This window comes from Rhodococcus baikonurensis, assembly GCF_040489275.1.
Lineage (GTDB): Bacteria > Actinomycetota > Actinomycetes > Mycobacteriales > Mycobacteriaceae > Rhodococcus_F > Rhodococcus_F baikonurensis.
In genome coordinates, this window is the sequence record NZ_JBEUOQ010000061.1 from 1 (window position 1) to 2,400 (window position 2,400).

4 protein-coding genes are annotated in these 2,400 nt (G+C 65.3%); all 4 read right to left on the reverse strand.

Translation table 11 applies throughout. The features are described 5' to 3' along the window. The coding region (locus tag ABWI03_RS34080) for a cyclic nucleotide-binding domain-containing protein (RefSeq protein WP_353799066.1) at positions 1 to 1,172 on the reverse strand (1,172 nt) is incomplete at its 3' end. After that, entirely contained in the window at positions 1,150 to 1,416 is a 267-nt protein-coding gene (locus ABWI03_RS34085; protein ID WP_007735548.1) for a UBP-type zinc finger domain-containing protein, read from the reverse strand. The genes ABWI03_RS34085 and ABWI03_RS34080, both read right to left, overlap by 23 nt. Continuing rightward, entirely contained in the window at positions 1,413 to 1,865 is a 453-nt protein-coding gene (trxA, locus tag ABWI03_RS34090; protein ID WP_136471087.1) for a thioredoxin, read from the reverse strand. Before trxA ends, ABWI03_RS34085 begins: the two co-directional genes overlap by 4 nt. Positions 1,866 to 1,881: 16 nt before the next feature. After that, on the reverse strand, positions 1,882 to 2,400 hold a 519-nt coding region (locus tag ABWI03_RS34095; RefSeq protein WP_353799067.1), incomplete at its 5' end, for a ClpB D2-like domain containing protein.

Sequence of the window (2,400 nt, forward strand, 5' to 3'; positions counted from 1 at the left end):
CCGCATATCCGTGCTTCCTGATGCGTTGCGGCGTAGTACACGCTTGTTCCTTCCAGCGCCTCGATCCCCTGAACGGCCAACTTGCGGTACCGCGCTCCGGCGGCGAGCACAACGGCCCGGGCGTGCACCGACCCGCCGTCCGCCAGTCGGAGCACATGGTTCCCGGCCTCGGATCCCAAACCGGTCACTTCTGCCGACACCAGGATGCGGGCGCCGAACTTCCCGGCCTGGAGCACGGCTCGCTCGGCCAATTCGGAGCCGGAGACCCCGGCGGGGAATCCCAGATAATTCTCGATCCGGGATGAGGTACTGGCTTGGCCGCCCGCAGCGATCCGCTCCAACGTCACCGTGTTCAACCCGTCCGAGGCGCCGTACACCGATGCGGCCAGGCCGGCCGGTCCGGCACCCACGACGACGAGGTTGTAGACGTCCTTGGCTGCGTCCGCGACGGGTGCCGGGACAGGAAGCCCGACGACGCGTGCGAGTTCCGCATTCGTCGGATTGCGCAGCACCTTCTCGCCGTGCCAGATCACGACGGGTGTGTCCTCGGGTGCGACGTTCAGGCTGCGTAGCAGCTGCTCCACTCGTTCGTCCTGTTCCAAGTCGAACCACTTGTGGGGCAGACGGTTTCGCATCGCGAACTCACGAAGTCGCAACGTATCCGGGGAGAAGCAGGAGCCGATGATCCGGAATCCGGAGCCGAGCCCGATCAGCAAGTGCCGACGCACAAGGTAGGCGCGCAGGATCAAATCGCTGAGCACGGGATCGTGGGCAATCAGCTCGCGTACCTGCTCGGCCGGGACGACGAGTACCTCGCCGTCCTCGATCGCTTCGGCGGTGAAGAACGCCACCTGCCCTTCCAGGAGTCCGAGCTCGCCCAGGAAACGCCCAGGACCGTGCACGCGCAGTATCCGGCGCTCGCCGTCCGCGTCGCCTTCGTCGACGACTGCGATCTTTCCGGAAAGGACGACGACGAAATCGTTGTCAGGCGCGCCTTCTCGGATCAGCACCTCGCCGGCGTGAACCGGTCGACGCGAGCCACCGACCTCGAGCTTCGCGACCTGGTCGTCTGTCAGCCGCGGGAAGGCGCCCTCCTCGTCCGGGGTCTCGTCGTCGACCGGCGGGCTGTACCCGATGGGTGAGGCGCCCTCAGACGAAGTTCTGGTCGACATAACACCACCGCCAATCCTCGCCGGGCTCCATCGACTGGACGATCGGATGCCCGATGGCGTGAGCGTGAGCACTCGCGTGCCTGCCCGGCGAAGAGTCGCAGCAACCGACGTGTCCGCACGTCAGGCACAGCCTCAGATGCACCCACGGGGTGCCGAGGCGAAGACATTCCTCGCAGCCCTGCGGGGTACGCGGCACCACGGCCCGGATCGCGGTTACATGTGGGTCCGCATGGACAGGACTCATGACTTCGCCTCCTCGCCGGCATTTTCCGATAGCGCCTGATCGAGCCACGTGCGCAGCTGGGGGACCGGAGCTGCGCCCGACTGGCGAGCGAGAACCTCACCCCGGTCCATCACCAGCAGAGTCGGCACGGCGCGGACGGTGAATCGTTCAGCCGTCCGGGGTGCAGCATCGACGTCGACCTTGACCAGCTTGATCTGGCCGACGTGTTCTCTGGCGAGCTGCTCGAGCGCGGGGCTGACCATGCGACACGGGCCGCACCACGTCGCCCACAGATCCACGAGCACAGGCACCGAGGATTTTTCGACGATCTCCGCGAAGTCACCGTCTCCCGCCGCGGCGATCCAGGGCAGCGGCTCGTGGCAGTTGCCGCAGCGAGGTTTTCCTTCCCCTGCTGCCGGGATGTTGTTGGTCTTGCCGCAGTTCGGGCACTTCACCTTTTCGGATCCCATGACCAGTTACCTCTTCTCAGGCCGCCGCGAAGGCGGGTTCGGCATACGCGACGGCAAGCTCGCCGCCGTCCACCGTGACGCTGATGGTGCCGTCCGGTTTGATCTCGCCGCGCAACAGTGCACGGCCGATCTTGGTTTCGACCTCGTGTGCGATGTATCGGCGCAGCGGCCGCGCACCGTAGACAGGGTCGAACCCGTGTTCGGCGATCAGTCGGCGTGCCTCCGGTGTGATTTCCAGGTGTATCTGTCTCTCCGACAACCTGTTTCGAAGGTCGGTGAGTTGCAGTTCCACTATGTGCTCGATCTGGGGCAGGGTGAGTGGGGAGAACAGCACGATGTCGTCGACCCGGTTGAGGAATTCGGGGCGGAAATGCCCGCGCAGTTCCGCCATCACCCGTTCCCTGGCGTCCGGCTTGATTTCGCCGTCGGCTGTGACCCCGTCGAGGAGATGCTGGGATCCGATGTTGGAGGTCATGATGATCACCGTGTTCCGGAAATCGACTTGCCTCCCTTGAGAATCGGTGATCCGGCCGTC

Bases quoted from the DNA above. Each gene is read 5' to 3' on its own strand.
- ABWI03_RS34085 (WP_007735548.1), bottom strand. From the start codon at position 1,416: ATGAGTCCTGTCCATGCGGACCCACATGTAACCGCGATCCGGGCCGTG.
- trxA (WP_136471087.1), bottom strand. From the start codon at position 1,865: ATGGGATCCGAAAAGGTGAAGTGCCCGAACTGCGGCAAGACCAACAAC.